The organism is Amnibacterium sp. CER49 (assembly GCF_029846255.1).
GTDB lineage: Bacteria > Actinomycetota > Actinomycetes > Actinomycetales > Microbacteriaceae > Amnibacterium.
The window spans coordinates 1,436,209-1,452,748 of record NZ_JARVWQ010000001.1 but is presented as its reverse complement, the minus strand read 5'-3'; the positions used below and the strand labels follow the sequence as shown (position 1 = coordinate 1,452,748).

At 74.2% G+C, this 16,540-nt stretch carries 19 protein-coding genes; 12 read left to right on the top strand and 7 right to left on the bottom strand.

Features of this window, described 5'->3' with window-relative positions; translation table 11 throughout:
* Positions 1-32 precede the first annotated feature (32 nt).
* A complete protein-coding gene (locus tag QDR37_RS07085) occupies positions 33-305 on the top strand; it encodes a hypothetical protein (protein WP_279712913.1) in 273 nt (90 codons plus the stop codon).
* Positions 306-381: 76 nt separating this feature from the next.
* Here the strand turns inward: QDR37_RS07085 and QDR37_RS07080 are convergent, their stop codons facing one another.
* Positions 382-1,032, bottom strand: a complete 651-nt coding sequence (locus tag QDR37_RS07080; RefSeq protein WP_279712912.1) for an RNA methyltransferase — start codon at positions 1,030-1,032, stop codon at positions 382-384.
* Positions 1,033-1,061: 29 nt separating this feature from the next.
* Positions 1,062-1,688, bottom strand: coding sequence for an HAD-IA family hydrolase (locus QDR37_RS07075; RefSeq protein ID WP_279712911.1), 627 nt, complete (start codon positions 1,686-1,688; stop codon positions 1,062-1,064).
* 52 nt (positions 1,689-1,740) lie between these two features.
* Between QDR37_RS07075 and QDR37_RS07070 the strand changes: the two genes are divergently transcribed.
* From QDR37_RS07070 to QDR37_RS07055, 4 genes are all read left to right on the top strand, one after another.
* Positions 1,741-2,715, top strand: coding sequence for a quinone oxidoreductase (locus QDR37_RS07070; RefSeq protein ID WP_279712910.1), 975 nt, complete (start codon positions 1,741-1,743; stop codon positions 2,713-2,715).
* Entirely contained in the window at positions 2,715-3,563 is an 849-nt protein-coding gene (locus QDR37_RS07065) for a site-specific DNA-methyltransferase (RefSeq protein WP_279712909.1), read from the top strand. The genes QDR37_RS07070 and QDR37_RS07065 overlap by 1 nt, the downstream gene beginning before the upstream one ends.
* 202 nt (positions 3,564-3,765) lie before the next feature.
* On the top strand, positions 3,766-4,557 hold the full coding sequence (locus QDR37_RS07060) for an HAD-IIA family hydrolase (RefSeq protein WP_279712908.1): 792 nt from the start codon (positions 3,766-3,768) through the stop codon (positions 4,555-4,557).
* Positions 4,554-5,822, top strand: a complete 1,269-nt coding sequence (locus QDR37_RS07055) for an MFS transporter (protein ID WP_279712907.1) — start codon at positions 4,554-4,556, stop codon at positions 5,820-5,822. Before QDR37_RS07060 ends, QDR37_RS07055 begins: the two co-directional genes overlap by 4 nt.
* 13 nt (positions 5,823-5,835) lie before the next feature.
* Here QDR37_RS07055 and QDR37_RS07050 read toward each other — a convergent pair whose 3' ends face one another.
* Together QDR37_RS07050 and pyrE are read right to left on the bottom strand one after the other, a co-directional pair.
* A complete protein-coding gene (locus QDR37_RS07050) occupies positions 5,836-6,789 on the bottom strand; it encodes an asparaginase (RefSeq protein ID WP_279712906.1) in 954 nt (317 codons plus the stop codon).
* Positions 6,786-7,337, bottom strand: a complete 552-nt coding sequence (gene pyrE / locus QDR37_RS07045; protein ID WP_279712905.1) for an orotate phosphoribosyltransferase — start codon at positions 7,335-7,337, stop codon at positions 6,786-6,788. Before pyrE ends, QDR37_RS07050 begins: the two co-directional genes overlap by 4 nt.
* Positions 7,338-7,431: 94 nt before the next feature.
* Here pyrE and QDR37_RS07040 point away from each other — a divergent pair, with 94 nt between their 5' ends.
* Together QDR37_RS07040 and QDR37_RS07035 are read left to right on the top strand one after the other, a co-directional pair.
* Positions 7,432-8,271 carry an exodeoxyribonuclease III gene (locus tag QDR37_RS07040; RefSeq protein WP_279712904.1) on the top strand — a complete coding sequence of 280 codons (840 nt, stop codon included), beginning with the start codon at positions 7,432-7,434 and terminating at the stop codon, positions 8,269-8,271.
* Positions 8,272-8,293: 22 nt separating this feature from the next.
* Complete coding sequence (locus QDR37_RS07035; protein ID WP_279712903.1) at positions 8,294-8,848, top strand: low molecular weight phosphotyrosine protein phosphatase; 555 nt, start codon at positions 8,294-8,296, stop codon at positions 8,846-8,848.
* Here the strand turns inward: QDR37_RS07035 and QDR37_RS07030 are convergent.
* Positions 8,804-9,724 (bottom strand): AEC family transporter, encoded by a 921-nt coding sequence (locus tag QDR37_RS07030; RefSeq protein ID WP_279712902.1) that lies wholly within the window; start codon positions 9,722-9,724, stop codon positions 8,804-8,806. The genes QDR37_RS07035 and QDR37_RS07030 overlap by 45 nt on opposite strands.
* 153 nt (positions 9,725-9,877) lie before the next feature.
* Between QDR37_RS07030 and QDR37_RS07025 the strand changes: the two genes are divergently transcribed.
* On the top strand, positions 9,878-10,033 hold the full coding sequence (locus tag QDR37_RS07025; RefSeq protein ID WP_279712901.1) for a hypothetical protein: 156 nt from the start codon (positions 9,878-9,880) through the stop codon (positions 10,031-10,033).
* Between the two features lie 114 nt (positions 10,034-10,147).
* On the top strand, positions 10,148-11,509 hold the full coding sequence (locus QDR37_RS07020; protein ID WP_279712900.1) for a DUF6421 family protein: 1,362 nt from the start codon (positions 10,148-10,150) through the stop codon (positions 11,507-11,509).
* A 112-nt stretch (positions 11,510-11,621) separates the two neighbouring features.
* Here the strand turns inward: QDR37_RS07020 and QDR37_RS07015 are convergent, their stop codons facing one another.
* Positions 11,622-12,452, bottom strand: a complete 831-nt coding sequence (locus QDR37_RS07015) for a DUF3147 family protein (RefSeq protein ID WP_279712899.1) — start codon at positions 12,450-12,452, stop codon at positions 11,622-11,624.
* Positions 12,453-12,566: 114 nt separating this feature from the next.
* Between QDR37_RS07015 and QDR37_RS07010 the strand changes: the two genes are divergently transcribed.
* From QDR37_RS07010 to QDR37_RS07000, 3 genes are all read left to right on the top strand, one after another.
* Positions 12,567-13,613: a low specificity L-threonine aldolase gene (locus QDR37_RS07010; protein ID WP_279712898.1), complete on the top strand. Its 1,047-nt coding sequence runs from the start codon at positions 12,567-12,569 to the stop codon at positions 13,611-13,613.
* A gap of 64 nt (positions 13,614-13,677) precedes the next feature.
* On the top strand, positions 13,678-14,460 hold the full coding sequence (locus QDR37_RS07005) for a metal-dependent hydrolase (RefSeq protein WP_279713580.1): 783 nt from the start codon (positions 13,678-13,680) through the stop codon (positions 14,458-14,460).
* Positions 14,457-15,707 (top strand): MFS transporter, encoded by a 1,251-nt coding sequence (locus QDR37_RS07000; protein WP_279712897.1) that lies wholly within the window; start codon positions 14,457-14,459, stop codon positions 15,705-15,707. Before QDR37_RS07005 ends, QDR37_RS07000 begins: the two co-directional genes overlap by 4 nt.
* A 2-nt stretch (positions 15,708-15,709) precedes the next feature.
* On the opposite strand, the gene QDR37_RS06995 is transcribed toward QDR37_RS07000, so the two are convergent.
* Positions 15,710-16,507, bottom strand: coding sequence for an SGNH/GDSL hydrolase family protein (locus tag QDR37_RS06995; protein WP_279712896.1), 798 nt, complete (start codon positions 16,505-16,507; stop codon positions 15,710-15,712).
* Positions 16,508-16,540: the final 33 nt, after the last annotated feature.

Here is a 16,540-nt window from a genome sequence, read left to right as displayed (position 1 = left end):
GGTCGCGTCTCGATCTCCCGAAGGAACCGCTCATGCTCCCCCTCGCCGCCGTCCATCCCGGATGGCCCTTCTTCCCCTTCTTCTTCCTGATCCCCCTGCTGTGGTTCACGCTGATCGTCGTGGTCGTCCTGCTCGTGGGCCGGGGTGCGAGGCGCCGCTGGGCGGCCGCCGGCGGCCCGCCGTGGGCGCAGGGCCGCAGCGCCGAGCAGGTGCTCGGCGAGCGGTTCGCGAACGGCGACATCGACGAGCGCGAGTACCGCGCCCGCCTCGAGGTGCTCCGCGGCACCCGCGAGCCGCGCCGCTAGCCCCGCCTCCCACCACTTCCTGCGACCCCGAGGGCCTCCAGGTCGCAGGAGGTGGCGACTCCCTGCGGAGTCCTCCTCAGGAGGGGCGGGCCCAGCGGCGGATCCACTCGTGCATGACGATCGCCGCCGCCGCGGAGGCGTTGATCGACCGGGTGGAGCCGAACTGCGGGATCTCGACGAGCGCATCGGCGCCCGCGACCGCCTCCTCGGTGAGCCCGGGCCCCTCCTGCCCGAAGAGCAGCACGCAGCGCTCGGGCAGCGCGAAGGTCTCCACCGCCACCGCGCCCGGCACGTTGTCGACCGCGACGATCGGCAGGTGGCGCTCGCTCGCCCACGCGCGCAGGCCGCCGATCTCGTCGTGGTGGACGACGTACTGGTAGCGGTCGGTCACCATCGCTCCGCGCCGGTTCCATCGCCGCCGGCCGACGATGTGCACCGTCTCGGCCGCGAACGCGTTCGCGGTGCGCACGATCGAGCCGATGTTCAGGTCGTGCTGCCAGTTCTCGATGGCGACGGAGAACGGGTGCCGGCGGGTGTCGAGGTCCGCCACGATCGCGTCCATCCGCCAATAGCGGTAGCGGTCGATCACGTTGCGGGTGTCGCCGCGCTCGAGCAGCTCGGGGTCGTAGCGCACGTCGTCCGGCCACGCCGCGCGGCCGCCGGGCCACGGTCCGACACCGTGCGTCGTGAGCTCGGGCGTCGGTGCGGGCTGCTCCGGACCGTCCATACGCCGACGGTAATGCGTCCGCGCAGGGCTCAGCGGTCGGCGAGAGCCGCGTGGATCGCCGCGAGCGTGCCGGGGTTGTCCTCGTGCAGGTGCGCGCGGATCCCGAGCGCACGGGCCGCGTCGACGTTGGCGGGCGCGTCGTCGACGAGCAGCACCTCCTGCGGCGCCGCGCCCAGCGCGTCGAGCGCGGACGTGAAGGCCTCGGGGGACGGCTTCACGACGCCGGTCTCGTGGCTGTACCGGATGGGCGCGAAGAGCCGCGAGAAGCCGTACCGCCGCTCCTCCTCCTCGCGGGCGCCGTCGCCGGAGTTCGACAGGATCGCGAGCCCGACGCGACCGCGCAGCGCGGCGAGCGCGGCGAGCAGCTCGGTGTTCGCGGTGCCGCAGTAGGCGTCCCAGAAGTCGGCGCGCATCTCGACGAGCAGCGGGCCCGAGGCGCCGACGGCGGTGCCGAGGCGCGTCCACCACTCCTGCTCGACGCCCGATCGCGTCGTGGAGTCGGGCAGGTGGGCGCCCGCGCGCCGGCGGTCGAACTCCTCAGGAGTCAGGCCGAGGCGGGCGGCCCAGCGGTCGCGGTAGCGGCGCGGCCAGTCCCCGTCGTCGACGAGCTCGAGCACGCCGCCGATGTCGAGCAGCAGCCAGCGGACGGGTGGCACCGGCCGATGCTAGGCGTCGGGCCCCGGCCGGAGCCGCGCCAGACTGGGAGGCATGGCGGAGCGGATGCAGGTGGTGCAGGCGTCGCGGGCGGGTGGACCCGAGGTGCTCGAGGTCGCCGAGCGCGACGTGCCGGAACCCGGCGAGGGGGAGCTGCTCGTCGAGCTCGCGGCGACCGGCGTGAACTTCGTCGACGTGTACCGCCGCACCGGCACCTACCCGGTGGCGTTCCCGCACGTGCCGGGCACCGAGGGCGCGGGCCGCGTCGCCGCCGTCGGCCCCGGCGTGGCGGGCTTCGCCGTCGGCGACCGCGTCGCGACCGCCGAGGGCCGCGAGACCTACGCCCGCTTCGCGATCGTGCCGGCGGCGGCCGCCGCGCACGTGCCGGACGGCGTCGACGACGAGACCGCCGCCGCCCTGCCGCTGCAGGGCCTCACCGCGCACTACCTCCTCACGTCCGTGCACCCCGTCGAGGCGGGTACCACCCTGCTCGTGCACGCCGGCGCGGGCGGCGTCGGGCTGCTGCTCATCCAGCTCGCGAAGGCTCGCGGCGCGATCGTGTTCACCACGGTCGGCAGCGACGCCAAGCGCGACCTCGCGCAGGCGGCCGGCGCGGACGCGGTGGTCGAGTACGACGGCTTCGCGGACCGGGTCCGGTCGCTGAACGGCGGCAACGGGGTCGACGTCGTCTACGACGGCGTCGGTGCCACGACCGTCGACGGGTCCCTCGCGAGCCTCCGCCCGCGGGGGCTCCTCGCGCTGTTCGGCGCCGCGTCCGGCCCGGTGCCCCCCATCGATCCGACGCGGCTCATGCGCGGCGGCTCGCTCGTGCTCACGCGGCCGACCATGGGCGACTTCCTGCAGACGCCGGAGGAGCGTGCCTGGCGCTACCGCGAGCTGTTCGGCGCGGTGACGGAGGGCCGGCTCGACGTCCGTGTCGGCGCGACGTTCGTGCTGCCCGACGCCGGCGAGGCGCACCGCGCCCTCGAGGGCCGGCGCACGACCGGCAAGGTGCTGCTCGAGGGCTGATGCACTGGTCGCCGAACGGCCCGGACCTCGTCGTGCACGGCGACAACCTGCCCGTGCTCACCGCCCTGCCCGACGCCTCGTTCCGGCTCGCGTACCTCGATCCGCCGTTCAACACCGGCGTCCGGCGCGAGCGGCACCGGGTGACGAGCACCCGCTCCGACGGCGGGACCGCGGGTTTCGGCGGCACGGCGTACGAGCGCGTCCGCACGCTCGCCGCCGCCTTCGACGACCGGTTCGCCGACTACTGGGGCTTCCTCGAGCCGCGCCTCGAGCAGGTCCACCGGCTGCTCGACGCCCGCGGCACCCTCTACCTGCACCTCGACTACCGCGAGGCGCACTACGCGAAGGTGCTGCTCGACGCGCTCTTCGGCCGCGACTCGTTCCTGAACGAGATCGTCTGGGCCTACGACTACGGCGCCCGCACCACGCGGCGGTGGCCGCCGAAGCACGACACGATCCTCGTCTACGTGAAGGACCCGGAGCGGTACCACTTCGACGCCGCTGCGGTCGACCGCGAGCCGTACATGGCGCCCGGCCTGCAGACGCCCGAGCGGGCCGCCCGCGGCAAGCTGCCCACCGACGTCTGGTGGCACACCATCGTCTCGCCGACCGGCGCCGAGAAGACCGGCTACCCGACGCAGAAGCCGCTCGGGATCCTGCGCCGCATCGTCGCGGCCTCGTCGGAGCCCGGCGACTGGGTGCTCGACCCCTTCGCCGGCAGCGGCACCACCGGCGCCGCCGCGGCAGCGCTCGGCCGCCGGTTCGTGCTCGTGGACGAGAGCGCCGACGCCGTGGCCGTGATGGCGGAGCGGCTCGGGCAGGTCGCGGTCACCGCAGCGCCGAGGTGAGCCGTGGCGAGGTCGTCAACGGTGACCTGCTTCGCGTGCAGGATCGCCGGCCCGGGGTAGCGGTGGATGCGCACCCCCGATTCGAGCAGGGTGCCGCAGTACGAGTGCTGGGACGAGCATCGCGGACTGCGGATGGCCGGCGAGCGCGCCCATCGCCCCCTGCTGGCACATCGGCCTGCCCGTCCCGCTAGCGTCGACAGCCGTGACCGTGCGGCGCGACGACATCGACTGCTGGCTGACCGACATGGACGGCGTGCTCGTGCACGAGAACCAGGCCGTGCCGGGCGCACCCGAGCTGATCGACCAGTGGACGCGGCAGGGCAAGCGGTTCCTCGTGCTCACGAACAACTCGATCTTCACGCCCCGGGACCTCGCCGCGCGGCTGAAGGCGTCGGGGCTCTCGGTGCCGGAGGAGTCGCTCTGGACCTCGGCGCTCGCGACCGCCGACTTCCTCAAGGCGCAGATCCCCGGCGGCAGCGCGTTCGTGATCGGCGAAGCGGGCATCACGACGGCGCTGCACGAGGCCGGCTTCATCATGACCGAGACGGCTCCGGACTTCGTCGTGCTCGGCGAGACCCGCACCTACTCGTTTGAGGCGATCACGAAGGCGATCCGGCTGATCGATCGCGGCGCCCGGTTCATCGCGACGAACCCGGATGCGACCGGTCCGAGCCCCGAGGGTCCGCTGCCCGCGACGGGGGCGGTCGCCGCGATGATCACCCGCGCGACGGGCCGTGAGCCGTACGTCGTCGGCAAACCGAACCCGATGATGTTCCGCAGCGCGATGAACCGCATCGGCGCGCACAGCGAGAACACCGCGATGGTCGGCGACCGCATGGACACCGACATCCAGGCGGGCATCGAGGCGGGGCTGCACACGATCCTCGTGATGACCGGCATCAGCAGCAGGTCGTCGATCGAGCGCTACCCGTTCCGCCCCGACGAGGTGCTCGACTCGGTCGCCGACCTCGTCGATCCCGTGCCGGACCGGTGAGCCTCCCGCCGCTCCCGCCCGCGCCCGCCGGGCGGCGGCTGCGCCTGCCCGTGGCGCTGCGCGAGGAGCCGCAGTTCCGGCTGCTCTTCACGGGCCTCGCCCTGTCGATCTTCGGCGACCGCGTCACGATGCTCGTGCTCCCGTTCGCCGTGCTCGCCGTCGGCGGCGGGGTGGGTGAGGTCGCCGCGGTGTCGGTCTCGCAGTTCGTGCCGTTCGTGCTGCTCGCCCTGCCCGCCGGCGTCTGGGCCGACCGGTTCGACCGCAAGCGGATCCTCGTCACCACCGACACGGTCCGCTGCCTCGTGCAGGCCGTGGGCGCGGTGCTGCTGCTCACCCACGTCGCCGTCGTGCCGGAGCTCGTCGTGCTCGCCGCGGTCTACGGGGCGGCCGACGCGTTCGCCTCCCCCGCGATGACGGGCCTGGTCCCCGCGGTCGTGGCGCCCCGGAACCTGCAGAGCGCGAACGCGCTGCGCGGCACCACCTACTCCGTCGGCTCGATCGCCGGACCCGCGGTCGGGGGCCTGCTCGTCGCCCTCGCGGGGCCCGGCGCCGGCTTCGCGTTCGACGCCGTCACCTTCGCGGTCATGGTCGCCGCGGTGTCGCGGCTCCGTCCCGCCGCGGTGGCCGCATCGTCGGAGCAGGCGCCGGGGTTCCTGGAAGGGCTCCGCGGCGGCTGGCGGGAGGTGCGCACCCGACCCTGGGTGCTCGCGTTCCTCGCCGGCTGGAGCGCCTACTCGGTGCTCGTGCTGCCCTCGATCTTCGTGCTCGGGCCGGTGCTCGCGGAGCGCGACTTCGGCGGCGCCGCCGGGTGGGCGGTCATCACGAGCGCGTTCGGGATCGGCTCGCTGATCGGCGACCTGGTCCTGCTCCGCTGGCGACCCCCCAGGGCGCTGCGCATCGGCGCCCTGGCGCTGCTCGGCGCCTCGACGCAGGCGGCCGTCATCGGCAGCGGCCTCGGCGTCCCGGTCGTCGCGGCGCTCGAGCTGCTCGCCGGGATCTGCGTGACGGGCTGCTTCACCCTGTGGGAGACGAGCCTGCAGGAGCACGTGCCGCCGCAGGCGCTGTCGCGGGTGTCCAGCTACGACTACCTCACGAGCACAGGGCTCATCCCGGTCGGGAACGTGCTCGGCGGCGGCCTCGCCGCGCTGCTCGGGCTGCGGCCCGCGCTCGTGGCGATGTCGGTCGCCGGGGTCGCGGCAGCGGCGTGCGTGCTCGCCGTGCCGGCGGTCCGCGCCCTGCCGCGCGGACCCGTCGAGGAGGCCTGAACCGGCCGAGGGCCTAGAGGACCTGGATCCTGCCCACGGCACGCCCGCCGCCCTCGACGACGAGTGCCCGGTCGTCGAGGTACGCGTCGGCGTCGTCGCGGTCGATCGCGCCCACGGCGGCGAGCAGCGCGACGGCGATCGCGGCGGGCGCGCGCCCGGAGCCGTCGAGCACCTTGACGGCCGCGGTCGTCCCGTCCGGAGCGACGGCGGCGAAGACGCCCTCGGCCCCCGACTTCGCGACGACGCCGACCGCGGCGATCGCCCGGCTCGTCGGGGTCCCGCGCCCCTCGATCACGTCGGGATGCGCACGGATCGCCGCGGCGAGCGCCCGCTCGCGGGCGAAGAGGCGCCGGTACCCCGCCGCGAGCGCCGTGAGCGGGATCGCCCACACCGGGCCGCCGCAGCCGTCGACGCCCCGATGCGCGGGGCCCACCCCGCCGTGCTCCGCGATCACGTCGCCCGCGAGCGCGTGGATCGGGTGCCCCGGGTCGAGGTAGTCGTGCACGGACCAGCCCGCCGCGACGCTGCCGGCGAGCATCCCGGCGTGGTTGCCGGAGCAGTTCATGACGATGCGGGCGGGGCCGAGGCCCTGCCGCACGCGGTCCCGGGCGGCCTCGGTCGACGACGGCCACGCCTCGGGCGTCTGCAGCGCCGACTCGTCGAGCCCCGCATCGGCGAGCACCTGCCGCACGAGGTCGACGTGCATGGGGGTGCCCCCGTGGCTCGAGGTGACGACCACCGCCTGGGCGTCGGCGAACCGCGCCCCGGCCCGGAGCGCGGCCACGGTCTGGAACGGCTTCAGCGCGCTCCGCGGGTAGACGAGCCGCTCCGGGTCGCCGACGCGGCGCAGCTCGCGGCCGTCGGCGTCCTGCACGACGGCCGCGCCGACGTGCACCGACTCGGGGAAGCCGCTCCGCGTCACCAGGGCGAGCGGTGCCGACGCCCCCGCGTCGAGGGGGCGGGTCACCCCTCGAGGCCGAGGTCGGCGAGGTCGAGCGCTGCGAGGTAGCGGTAGCCGGCCTGCTCGATCACCTCGCGCGCGCCGGTCGACCGGTCGACGACGACCGCGACGGCCGCGATCTCGGCGCCCTCGCGCTCGAGCGCCTCGATGGCCTTGAGCGGCGAGCCGCCGGTGGTCGAGGTGTCCTCGACCACGATCACGCGCTTGCCGCGCACGTCGGGGCCCTCGACCTGGCGTCCGCGACCGTGGTCCTTCGGCTCCTTGCGCACGACGAAGGCGTCGAGAGCGGCGCCGCGGGCGACGCCCTGGTGCAGGATCGCGGACGCGATGGGATCCGCGCCCATCGTGAGGCCGCCGACCGCCGCGACATCCGGCACGCCCGCGACGAGGTCGAGCATCACCCGGCCGATGAGCGGGGCGACGCGGTGGTCGAGGCTCACGCGGCGCAGGTCCACGTAGAACGACGCCTTCTTGCCCGAGGTCAGGGTGAAGTCGCCGTGGAACACCGCCTCGGAGCGGATGAAGTCGATCAGCTGCTCGCGGTCGCTCGGCACGCCCCCATGCTACGGACGACGCCGGACGCGGCCGGCGGGCGCCCGTCAGCCTCCTGGCTCCCCGGTCAGTGCGCGTTCGCTAGCCTCGCGACTCGTGCGCATCGCCACCTGGAACGTGAACTCGATCCGGGCCCGGACCGCTCGTGTCGTCGACTGGCTGCAGCGGGCCGACGTCGACGTGCTCGCGCTGCAGGAGATCAAGTGCCGGGACGACCAGTTCCCGCACGAGGCCTTCGAGCAGGCGGGCTACGAGGTCGTGACGTACGGGCTGAACCAGTGGAACGGCGTCGGGTTCGCGAGCCGCATCGGCCTCGCGGACGTGACGCGTGACTTCCCCGGCATCCCCGGCTTCGGCAAGCCCCTGCCCGACGGCACGCTGCCGATCGAGGCCCGGGCGCTCGCGGTGACCGTCGGTGACGGCGTGCGGCTGTCGAGCCTCTACGTGCCGAACGGCCGCGAGCTCGGGCACCCGCACTACGACTACAAGCTCGAGTGGCTGGCGCGGCTGCAGGAGGACACCCGGCGGCGCCTCGAGGCCGAGCCGCAGACGCTGCTCGCCCTGATGGGCGACTGGAACATCGCGCCGCTCGACGAGGACGTCTGGGACATCCGGGTCTTCGACGGCGCCACGCACGTCTCCGAGCCGGAGCGGGAGGCGTTCCGCTCCTTCGAGGCGCTCGGCCTGCGCGACGTCGTCCGGCCCCTCGTGCCGAAGGGCTACACGTACTGGGACTACAAGCAGCTCCGTTTCCCGAGGAACGAGGGCATGCGGATCGACTTCGTGCTCGGCTCCCCCGCCTTCGCCGGCGCGGTCACGGGCGCCTCGATCGAGCGGAACGAGCGCAAGGGCGACGCACCGAGCGACCACGTGCCGGTGCTCGTCGAGCTCGACGCGGACTCCCCGCTCGACGACGACCGACCGATGATCTTCTGATCCTGTGCAGCCGTACCGCGTCATGACCGTCTGCACCGGCAACATCTGCCGGTCGCCGATGGCCGAGGTCGTGCTCCGCGACCGGTTCGAGGCGGCGGGGCTCGGCGACCGCGTCGAGGTCGACTCCTCGGGCGTCTCGGACGAGGAGTCCGGCAACCCGATCGACCCGCGCGCGGCGAGCGTGCTGCGGGAGGCGGGCTACCCGGTGCCCCGGCACCGGGCGCACGGGATCACGGCCGACGAGCTCGGCTGCCGCGATCTGCTGCTCGCCATGACCGCCCGCCACGCCCGCACGCTCCGCACCCGGGCGGCCGACGGCCCGACGGCCGCCCGGGTGCGCATGTGGCGCTCGTTCGACCCGTCGGCGCCCCCCACGAGCGGCCCGGACGCCGTCGCCGACGAGTCCGACCTCGACGTCGCGGACCCCTGGTACGGCGGCCGCGACCTGTTCGTCTCGACCCTGCAGCAGGTCGAGGCCGCTGCCGACGGGATCGTCGAGTTCGTCCGCCGCGAGCTCGCGGCCCGCGACGGCTCAGGACGGCACGAGGACGGCGACGAGCAGCAGCACCGGCAGTGACCCGAGCGTCGTGAGCAGCACCGTGTCGCGGGCGATCAGCACGCTGCGGTCGTAGCGCATCGCGTAGACGAGCACGTTCTGCGCGGTCGGCAGGCCGGCGAGCACGACCGCCGCGTGCAGGGTGCGCTGGTCGAGCGGCAGGACGAACGTGCCGAGCAGCCATGCCGCCGCGGGCATGCCCAGCAGCTTCAGCGCGGTGACGAGCAGCACGTCGCGCCGCCCGCTGCCCGGCTCGAGCACGCGCTGGCCGTGCAGCGACATCCCGAAGCCCATGAGCATCAGCGGGATCGCGGCGCCGCCGATCAGCACGAACGGCTCGAGCACGGGCTGCGGCAGGTGCACCCGCGTCAGCGCGAGGATCGCGCCGAGCAGGGTGCCGAGCAGCAGCGGGTTGCCGAACGAGCGCAGCACCGTCCGCCACGGCACGCGGCCGCCGCGGGCGAGCTCGAGCACCAGCAGCCCGGTCGGGGCGTAGACGAGCAGCTGCAGCAGCACGACGGGCGCCGGGTACGCGGCGTTCCCGAGCACGTAGATCGCCACGGGCAGCCCGATGTTGTTCGCGTTCACGTAGCCCGCGGCGAACGCCGACACCGTGGTCTGGGCCACGGGCCGGCGCCAGACGAGACGGCTGACGAGCACCGTGACGACGACCACGGTGAGCGCCGAGCCGGCCGACACCCCGAGCAGCGGCGAGACGAGCACGTGCGGGTCCGCCTTGGCGAGCACCGTGAAGAGCAGGCAGGGCGAGGCGGCGAAGAAGACGAAGCGGGAGAGCACCGTGCGGGCCGAGGGCCCGAGCACGTCGGAGCGGCCGAGCAGGTAGCCGGCGGCGATGACGACGGCGATGATCGCGAACCCCGTCAGCACGCCCAGCACGGCGCCCATCCTTCCGCGGTGCCCGCTGCCGTCCCGGCATGCCGACGGTGCCGGACCGCCCGCGGCGGCGCTGGCGCACGTGCTCGCCGGTGCTGATGGTGACGCTCGTCGTGCGGTGCCCGGTCCTCGGCTTCGCCCGGGGCGTTCGACGGCATGCTGTCGGCCTCGTGCGACGGCCGCTGCGACGACGGGCTGCTGCAGGCGGGCGTGCACGTCGCGTCGCTCGGCCAGGTCGTCGTGGCGGTCGCCTCCGTCGTGCTGCTCCTCGGCGACCGCCTCGTGCACCTCGCGCTGCCGGTCGTCGCCTGACCCCCGCCCGGTTCCCCCTGCAGGTTCCTTGCGTGACGGGCAAGGGAGCGCTCGGTGGGTGCAGGAAAACCGCGCCGGACGCCGGATATCGTCGAAGCGAACGATTGGAGACGCATGTCGCTGCTCGAGACCACGCACACCGAGGTCGGTGCCACCACGCCCACGTGGCTCGCGCTGAAGGAGGCCGTGACGGCGTTCCGCCCGCTGCAGCAGCGTGACGGCGCCCTCATCGACGGCGCCGACCGCGACGAGGCCGGCCGGCTGATCGAGCGGGTGCGCGAGGCCGTGCGCGAGCTGGCCCCCGCGTTCCCCGCCGACACGGCCTACCTCGAGGCGCTCGACGTCGACCTCGCCGACTGGGCCGCGAGCGGCTTCGACGTCCCCGACTTCGCCAGGTCGCTCGCGGCGTTCAACCCGCAGCGCGACCGCGTCGACGGCCTCCGGCACCTCGTGGTCTTCCCGATGACGACCCAGAACGGCAGCCCCGACCGGCTGCTCGAGGCCGTGCTCATCGATGTGGTCTGGCCCGAGTTCGTCGACCGGCTCGAGCGCGAGCGGTACTCGAACCCGCTCTTCGTGCCGATCCGGTTCGTCGACTTCACGGGCGGCTACGACACGAACGCCGCCGTGCTGTTCCCCGAGACCGTCGCGATGAAGGAGCTCATCCCGTTCACCTGGGGCGCGATCTTCGCCGACCGCGAGGCGGCCCGCTACCGCCGCGTCGTGAAGGCCGCGGTCGACATCACGAAGCTCGAGCCGACCGACGAGATCCGCCGACTCCTCGAGGACCAGCGGCTCACCGAGGAGACCTTCGTGCTCTGGGACCTCATCCACGACCGCACGCACATGCGGGGCGACCTGCCGTTCGACCCGTTCATGATCAAGCAGCGGATGCCGTACTTCCTGTACTCGCTCGAGGAGCTGCGCTGCGACCTCACCGCGTACCGCGAGGCCGTGCGGCTCGCCCGTGACGAGGAGGTCGACGAGGTCACGCGCGACCGCGCCCGGCTCGGTCAGGTGGCGATCCTCTTCGACCGGCTGTTCCGCTTCCCGCTCACCGGCGGGCGGGTGCGCAACTACGACGGCCTCGGCGGGCAGCTGCTCTTCGCGTGGCTCCACCAGCACGACGTGCTGCACTGGACCGACACGCAGCTCGCGTTCGACTGGGAGCGCGTGCCCGATGTCGTGGTCTCGCTCTCCGACGAGATCAACACCCTCTACTGGGCGTCGATCGACCGGCCGAAGATCGCGCACTGGCTCGCGGCCTACGACCTCGTCCGCTCGGTCGTGCCGCCGCACCCGGCGTCGCGCTGGGCGAGGGGCCTGCCCGACGAGGTGCTGCTCGGCGCCCCCAAGGGCATGACCGACGCCGTGCTCGACGACGAGTTCCCGCTGTCCATGTTCTACGAGGCGCTCGGCAAGAAGCTGCGCCCGACGATCGACTCGACGGCGGGCATCACGGGCGAGACCGCCTGACCCGATCCGCGTCGTCCCGATACCGCGTGTAGGTACTTCGTCCGGGTGTAGGTGCAGAACCGCGTTCTGCACCTACACGAGGGCGGATCACCTACACGCGGTGTGACCGTGTTCAGGCGGGCGTCTCCCCCGCCTCCTTCGGCTCGTCGCCCCCGAAGCCCGCGAGCCAGGCGAGGCCGTACGCCGCGAGCGCCACGACCGCCCAGGCGACGGCTGCGAGCAGCAGCACGAGCGGCCACGGCAGCGCGACGAACAGGGTCGTGCCGACGAGCGCGAACGCGAGCAGCCCGACGGCCCCGAAGGCGGCGCCCCTGGCGTCGTCGCGGGCGCGGGCGGCACCGTCCTCCTGCTTCACGAGGGTGAGGCTCGCGAGCAGGATCGCGGGGAAGGCGAGGAACACGCCTCCCGGCATGGGACCAGCCGCCGCCGAGACGATCCCGGCGATCGTCGACGTGCCCGCGCCGAACGCGAAGCGGATCGCCCAGTCGCGGGGCTTCGCCTCGAGGATCTTGTGCGGCTTCAGCTCGAGGTGCGGCCGCTCGCGCTCCTGCTGCCGGTGCCCGGCTGCCGCGACGGCGAACCGTCCCGCGGAGGCCGGCGCGATCACGGCGAACGCGACCGCGGCGACCGCTGCCCAGCCGAGCAGCGCGACCGCGGCCCCCTTGATCGAGCCGATGCGGCCCATGAGCACCGGTGCGAGCAGGCCGTAGGCGACGAAGCCGAGCGCGCCCGCGACCATGCCGGCGCTCGCGGAGCGGGCGTCGAACGCGTCCTTCATCAGCAGGGTGACCACGAGGCTCGCGAGCGCGATCGACGGTGCTGCGGCGAGCACGCCGGCGAAGCGCTTCGGCGCGAGGCCCTCGGCGAGCAGCGCGAAGACCACCACCAGCACGCCGCCCGCGATCGCCTTCAGCACCACCTCGAGCACCGCCTGCAGCATCATCGCCGCAGCGTAACGAAGATGAACGGCGGGTGAACGGGGGATGAACAGGATCAGGGAGCGGGCGAGCAGCGGCGCGCGGTCCGGGGCGCGCCCGCCGTCCGGAAGGATGGACCGGTGAGACTGCACGACCCGAACGCCCGCACCTTCGCCTCCGACAACTACGCCGGCGTCCTGCCCGAGGTGCTCGAGGCGGTCGCCGACGCGAACGGCGGCCACCAGATCGCCTACGGCGAGGACGTGTACACGGCGCGCCTCGGCGAGGTCGTCCGACGCGAGCTGGGCGAGCAGGCGCAGGTGTTCCCCGTGTTCAACGGCACCGGCGCGAACGTCGTCGCGCTCACGTCGCTGATGCCGCGCTGGGGCGCGGTGATCGCCACGGGCACCGCTCACATCCACACCGACGAGGCCGGGGCACCCGAGCGGGTGAGCGGGCTCAAGCTGCTCGTGGTGCCGCAGGTCGACGGCAAGCTGACGCCGGAGGCCATCGAGACCGAGGCGTGGGGCTGGGGTGACGAGCACCGAGCGCAGCCCCTCGCCGTCTCGATCACGCAGAGCAGCGAGCTCGGCACGGTCTACACGCCCGACGAGGTGCGCGCGGTCGCCGACTTCGCGCACGAGCGCCACATGGCCGTGCACATGGACGGGGCACGCATCTGGAACGCGGCGGCCTCGCTCGGCCTGCCGCTCAAGTCCTTCATCACCGATGCGGGTGTCGACGTGCTGAGCCTCGGCGGCACGAAGAACGGTCTCCTCGGTGCCGAGGCGATCGTGGTGCTCGACCCGTCCCGGGTCGACGGGCTCGTCTACCTCCGCAAGCTCTCGATGCAGCTGTCGAGCAAGATGCGCTTCGCGAGCGCGCAGCTGCTCGCGCTGTTCGAGGACGACCTCGGGGTGCGCACCGCCGCTCGCGCCAACGCGATGGCGCAGCGGCTGCGGGCCGGCCTCGAGCGCATCGAGGGCGTCTCGTTCAGCCACCCCACGCAGGCGAACGCGGTGTTCGCGGAGCTCGACCTCGACGCGGCCGACCGGGTGCGCGAGCGCTACCGCTTCTACGACTGGGACCGCGCGAAGCGGCAGGTGCGCTGGATGTGCGCCTTCGACACGACCGAGCAGGACGTCGACGCCTTCGTGGACGCCGTGCGGGAGTCGCTGCACCGCTGAGCGGAGCGACCTCGGCGCGCCGACCCCCGTCCGGGGCAGCGCGTCATCCACGATGCTGCCCGTGATGGGCATCAACCACGCCACGAGCGGCGCGGCGGTGTGGTTCGCGGCGACCGCGACCCTGCCCGTGCTCGGCACCGACCTGTTCCCGCTCGACCCCGCGGGGGTGCTCGTCGGCGCGTTCGTCTGCGCGGGCGCCGCCCTGCTGCCCGACGCCGACCACCACAGCGGCACGATCGCCCACTCGGTCCCCGTGCTCGGCCGGCTCGCCGCGGAGGCGGTCGAGACCGCGAGCGGCGGCCACCGCCACGGCGCCCACACGCTCGCCGCAGGCGCGCTCGTGACGGCCCTCGCCGTGCTGGTGGGCCGGTTCACGACGGTCGTCCCGGTGCTCGGGCGCGTGCCGGTCGGCCCGGCGATCGCCACCGTGGCCCTCATCTGCTTCGCGCTGAAGGCCCGCGGCCTCGTGAAGCGCTGGGCGACCGCGTGGCTGCTCGGCCTGGCCGCGGCCGTCGCGGTGCTGATGCTCTCCCCGGACACCGCCGTCTGGTTCCCCGTCGCGGTGGGCCTCGGCTTCGTCACGCACATCGCGGGCGACCTGCTCACCGTGGAGGGCGTGCCGAACCCCCTCTGGCCGATCCAGCCGAAGCCCCCGCGCGCCTGGGACGCGACGCCGCTGCTCCGCGACGTGTGGAAGCGCAACGGCTACATCTCCGTGCCGGTGCTCGGGCACGCCGGCTCGGTCCGGGAGACCCTGCTCGGCATCGTGCTCGGGCTCTACTGCGTGTACGCGTTCGGGACGGTCGCGCTCCAGGCGAGTCACGTGCAGCTGCTGCTGTCGTTGTGAGCCGCCTGCGGGGCCTCCTCGCGGCGCTCCGGCCCGACCTCACGCCCCTGAAGGCCTCCCGCGACTACCGCCTGCTCTACACGGCGAGCGCCGTGAGCCTCTTCGGCTCGATGGTGACCGCCGTCGCGGCACCCCTGCAGCTGAAGGAGCTGACGGGCTCGGCCCTCGCGGTCGGCCTGCTCGGCGCGGCCGAGCTCGTCCCCACGGTCGTGCTCGGGCTCTGGGGCGGCGCGATCGCCGATGCGCTCGACCGCCGTCGCGTCCTGCTGCTCACCGAGGTCGCGGCCCTCGTGTGCTCGCTGCTGCTCGCGGGCAACGCGCTGCTGCCGCACCCGACGGTCGCCCTCGTCTACGTCGCGGCCGCGGGCGCCGCGGGCGCCTCCGCCCTGCAGCGGCCGAGCGCGGAGGCGATGCTCGCGCGGCTCGTGCCCGCCGAGCAGCAGGCCGCGGCCGCGACCCTGATCGGCCTGCAGGGCACCGCCGGGATGATCCTCGGGCCCGCGATCGGGGGCGTGCTCGCCGCGGCGAGCCTGCCGGCTGCCTACCTGGTCGACGTCGCGAGCTTCGCCGCGTCGCTCGCCCTGCTCGTCCGGGTCGCACCGATGCGGGTCGTGGAGGGCGCGGAGCGCGTCTCACTCGGCTCGATCGCCGCGGGGCTCCGGTACGCCCTGTCGCGTCGCGACCTCCTCGGCACCTACCTCGTCGACATCGCCGCGATGGCGTTCGCGATGCCCGAGGCGCTCTTCCCCTTCCTCGCCGATGAGCTGCACGCGCCCGGCGCGCTGGGCCTGCTCTACTCCGCCGGCGCGGTCGGCAGCCTGCTCGTCACCGCGACGGGCGGCTGGATGAGTCGCGTGCGCCGGCAGGGCCGGGCGATCGTGCTCGCCGCCGCCGGCTGGGGCGCCGCGATCGCGCTCGCGGGGATCGCGCCCTCGCTCTGGCTCGTGCTGCTCTGCCTCCTGCTCGCCGGGGCCGCGGACGGGGTCTCGGGCGTCTTCCGCGGCGCCGTGTGGAACCGCACCGTGCCCGACGCCCTCCGCGGTCGCCTCGCGGGCATCGAGCTGCTCTCGTACACGACCGGCCCGACGCTCGGCAACGCCCGCGCCGGGCTCATGGCCCAGCTGACGGGGATCCGCCCGGCGATCGCCCTCGGCGGCCTGCTCTGCACCGCGGCCGTGACCGGCGTGACGCTGCTGCTGCCCGCGATCTGGCACACGGACACCGATCGCGAGGCGTCGCCGATCTGAGCTCAGACCGCGAGCAGCCGCTCGAGCCGGTCGGCGACGGCGCGCATGCCCGCCGCGTTCGGGTGGAACGGCGGCCGGCCGTGCGCGCCGGTCACCCAGGGCTCCGCGCTGCCGAGCGCGTGGCCCTCCTCGGCCGAGACCGCGAGCAGGTCGGCGCCGGTCCGTTCGGCGGCACGGGCGAACGCCTCGGCGATCCGGTGGGCGAGCGCGCGGAACGCGGCGATCTGGTCGGGCGAGAAGGGGGCGTCGGGCGTCGGCTTGGTCTCCGGCCCGAGCACGGGGAGGTAGTCGACGAGCACGATCCGGGCCGCGGTGGCGCGGCGGCGCACCTCGTCGACGATGCGGGCGAGCGCGTCGGCCGTGCGCTCGACGTCGGCCGTGGTCGGGACCGGAACGCCTGAGCCGCGGAGCCGTCGGGACGCGGGACGCGTGACCGGCGACACCGCGAGCCGTGCGGCGATCGCGTGGCGCGTCATGCTGCCGATGTAGTCGAGGTCGTTGCCTCCCGCCGTGACGGTGACGAGGTCGGCGTCGGCGGGCAGCCCGCGGATCTGCGGCGGGAAGCGCCGCAGCAGCCGACGCTGCGGGATGTCGAGGACGGTCGCGGTCGTCGCGCCCGAGACGGTGAGGTCGGTGAGCCGCGCGCCGAGCCGCGCCGCGAGCAGCGACGGGTAGTTCACCCGCGAGCGGCCCGCGGAGCGCACGGCCATCGGCCGGATGCCCGGACCCGACGCGAACGAGGCGCCGAGGGCGGCGATGTGCCGGATGCCGCTGCCGGCCTCGCCCGAGCGGATCTCCACGCCGCAAGCCTAGGGAGGGTGCCGCGCTGCTCC

What these genes read in the sequence shown, in the direction of transcription:
- QDR37_RS07085 (WP_279712913.1), top strand. Translation starts at nt 33, where the DNA reads ATGCTCCCCCTCGCCGCCGTCCATCCCGGATGGCCCTTCTTCCCCTTC.
- QDR37_RS07080 (WP_279712912.1), bottom strand. Translation starts at nt 1,032, where the DNA reads ATGGACGGTCCGGAGCAGCCCGCACCGACGCCCGAGCTCACGACGCAC.
- QDR37_RS07070 (WP_279712910.1), top strand. Translation starts at nt 1,741, where the DNA reads ATGGCGGAGCGGATGCAGGTGGTGCAGGCGTCGCGGGCGGGTGGACCC.
- QDR37_RS07065 (WP_279712909.1), top strand. Translation starts at nt 2,715, where the DNA reads ATGCACTGGTCGCCGAACGGCCCGGACCTCGTCGTGCACGGCGACAAC.
- QDR37_RS07035 (WP_279712903.1), top strand. Translation starts at nt 8,294, where the DNA reads ATGACCGTCTGCACCGGCAACATCTGCCGGTCGCCGATGGCCGAGGTC.
- QDR37_RS07025 (WP_279712901.1), top strand. Translation starts at nt 9,878, where the DNA reads ATGCTGTCGGCCTCGTGCGACGGCCGCTGCGACGACGGGCTGCTGCAG.
- QDR37_RS07020 (WP_279712900.1), top strand. Translation starts at nt 10,148, where the DNA reads ATGTCGCTGCTCGAGACCACGCACACCGAGGTCGGTGCCACCACGCCC.
- QDR37_RS07015 (WP_279712899.1), bottom strand. Translation starts at nt 12,452, where the DNA reads ATGATGCTGCAGGCGGTGCTCGAGGTGGTGCTGAAGGCGATCGCGGGC.
- QDR37_RS07005 (WP_279713580.1), top strand. Translation starts at nt 13,678, where the DNA reads ATGGGCATCAACCACGCCACGAGCGGCGCGGCGGTGTGGTTCGCGGCG.